The 3,165-nt window shown below is 51.3% G+C and carries 2 rRNA genes; both read right to left on the reverse strand.

The window, feature by feature from the left end:
• Positions 1 to 97: ribosomal RNA gene (gene rrf / locus H6G32_RS27575) — 5S ribosomal RNA — on the reverse strand; the annotation flags it as partial.
• 129 nt (positions 98 to 226) lie between these two features.
• Positions 227 to 3,055 (reverse strand): 23S ribosomal RNA (locus H6G32_RS26255).
• Between the last annotated feature and the right edge of the window lie 110 nt (positions 3,056 to 3,165).

A 3,165-nucleotide genomic window follows, 5' to 3' on the forward strand; every position in this document is an offset into this window, starting at 1 on the left:
GCGTTTGGCTACCCAAAAACTATCGTCGCCGCAGTAGCGTTTCACAACTGAGTTCGGGAAGGGGTCAGTGTGGTTCCACTACGCAATAGACACCAGGAAAGAATTCAAAATTAAGAATTAAAAATTAAACAATTAATTAATTTTCAATAGTTAACTTCGAGGGTTCAGGACCCTGAAGGCTGCACAGAGACGCGAATAAAAATGATTTGATGTCAACCAAATCGAAGAGGTCAAGCCCTCGGTCTATTAGCACGGCTCGGCTACATACATTGCTGCACTTCCACCTACCGCCTATGAACGGGTGTTCTGCCCGTGACCTTACCTACTTACGTAGTGAGAGCACTCATCTTGAGGTGGGCTTCCCACTTAGATGCTTTCAGCGGTTATCCGCTCCGCACTTGGCTACCCAGCGTTTACCGTTGGTACGATAACTGGTACACCAGCGGTGCGTTCCTCCCGGTCCTCTCGTACTAAGGAGGACTCCTCTCAATGCTCTTACGCCTGCACCGGATATGGACCGAACTGTCTCACGACGTTCTGAACCCAGCTCACGTACCGCTTTAATGGGCGAACAGCCCAACCCTTGGGACGTACTTCCGCCCCAGGTTGCGATGAGCCGACATCGAGGTGCCAAACCTCCCCGTCGATGTGGACTCTTGGGGGAGATCAGCCTGTTATCCCTAGAGTAACTTTTATCCGTTGAGCGACGGCCATTCCACGCTGCGCCGTCGGATCACTAAGGCCTACTTTCGTACCTGCTCGACTTGTCGGTCTTGCAGTCAAGCTCCCTTTATGCCTTTACACTCGTCGCACGGTTTCCAAGCGTGCTGAGGGAACCTTTGCGCGCCTCCGTTACCTTTTAGGAGGCGACCGCCCCAGTCAAACTGCCCACCTGAAACTGTTCCCTCTCCGGATCACGGAGATGGGTTAGAATCCTAGCTTCGCCAGAGTGGTATCTCACCGTTGGCTCCATATTCCCCACAAGGAATACTTCAACGCCTCCCACCTATCCTGCGCAAGCGAAGCCCGGACACAATTCCAGGCTACAGTAAAGCTTCATAGGGTCTTTCTGTCCAGGTGCAGGCAGTCCGTATCTTCACAGACATTCCTATTTCGCCGAGTCTCTCTCTGAGACACCATCCAGATCGTTACGCCTTTCGTGCGGGTCGGAACTTACCCGACAAGGAATTTCGCTACCTTAGGACCGTTATAGTTACGGCCGCCGTTCACCGGGGCTTCGGTCGCCAGCTTTAACTTTCGTCTGACCGACTTCCTTAACCTTCCGGCACTGGGCAGGCGTCAGCCCCCATACGTCCTCTTACGAGTTTGCGGAGACCTGTGTTTTTGGTAAACAGTCGCCTGGATCTCTTCACTGCGACCCACGTCTGAGGTGGGCACCCCTTCTTCCGAAGTTACGGGGCCATTTTGCCGAGTTCCTTAGAGAGAGTTATCTCGCGCCCCTTGGTATACTCAACCTCCCTACCTGTGTCGGTTTCGGGTACGGGTATTCTGCTTTCATCACATAAACTGCTTTTCTAGGCACTATCCTTCACCATGCGGAGTTCGTAAACTCCTCCCAAACCAATCAGGGTATGGCTATCTTTGATGCGTCCCAATTTATGCTCCCACAGAATAGTACGTGAATGTTGACACGTTGTCCATCGACTACGCCGTTTGGCCTCGCCTTAGGACCCGACTAACCCTCCGAGGACGAACCTGGCGGAGGAACCCTTAGGGTTTCGGGGCATTGGATTCTCACCAATGTTTGCGCTACTCAAGCCGACATTCTCACTTCCGTTTCGTCCACAGCTGCTTGCCGCTACTGCTTCTACCTACGACGGAACGCTCCCCTACCGATAAATCGATAGATTTATCCCACAGCTTCGGTACATTGCTTAGCCCCGTTCATTTTCGGCGCGAGAGCGCTTGACTAGTGAGCTATTACGCACTCTTTCAAGGGTGGCTGCTTCTAGGCAAACCTCCTAGTTGTCTGTGCACTCTCACCTCCTTTATCACTTAGCAATGATTTGGGGACCTTAGCTGGTGGTCTGGGCTGTTTCCCTCTTGACAATGAAGCTTATCCCCCACTGTCTCACTGGCAACCTGTTCTCTGGGTATTCAGAGTTTGTCTCGATTTGGTACCGGTCTCCCAGCCCGCACCGAAACAGTGCTTTACCCCCCAGATATAATCGTTACCGCTGCGCCTAAACACATTTCGGGGAGAACCAGCTAGCTCCTGGTTCGATTGGCATTTCACCCCTAACCACAGCTCATCCGCCGATTTTTCAACATCGGTCGGTTCGGACCTCCACTTGGTGTTACCCAAGCTTCATCCTGGCCATGGTTAGATCACCAGGGTTCGGGTCTATAAACACTGATTATCGCCCTTTTCAGACTCGCTTTCGCTTTGGCTCCAGCATTCTCGCTTTAACCTACCAGTGCCTATAAGTCGCCGGCTCATTCTTCAACAGGCACGCGGTCAGACGTTAAATCGTCCTCCCACTGCTTGTAAGCTAACGGTTTCATGTTCTATTTCACTCCCCTTCCGGGGTTCTTTTCACCTTTCCCTCGCGGTACTGGTTCACTATCGGTCACACAGTAGTATTTAGCCTTACGAGGTGGTCCTCGCGGATTCACATGGGATTCCTCGTGCCCCATGCTACTCGGGATTCAGCTACTATCCTTTAACTTTCGACTACAGGACTTTCACCTCCTCTGGTGCAGTATTTAGCTGCTTCGTCTAGTCTCTAGATTCGCTCTCGCTGTCCCACAACCCCAAAAAGTAAACTCTTTGGTTTAGGCTCTTCCCCTTTCGCTCACCACTACTCAGGGAATCTCTATTTGATTTCTCTTCCTCCAGCTACTAAGATGTTTCAGTTCGCTGGGTTGGCTCTCTCCTGCCTATATATTCAGCAGGTAGTATATAGGGTTGCCCCATTCGGAAATCTCCGGCTCTAAGTTTGCTTCCAACTCCCCGGAGCATATCGTCGGTAACCACGTCCTTCTTCGCCTCTGTGTGCCTAGGTATCCACCGTTAGCCCTTATTAGCTTGACCACTCAATCTATTTGGTGTCCAATTTAGCATTCACGAACATCGTTTCATGTCTGTGTCTGCCTGCATTTTTTTTCGCGTCACTATGCAGTTTTCAAGGTTCTGACTGGAAT

Source organism: Cylindrospermum sp. FACHB-282, from assembly GCF_014697195.1.
Taxonomy (GTDB): Bacteria; Cyanobacteriota; Cyanobacteriia; order Cyanobacteriales; family Nostocaceae; genus Cylindrospermum.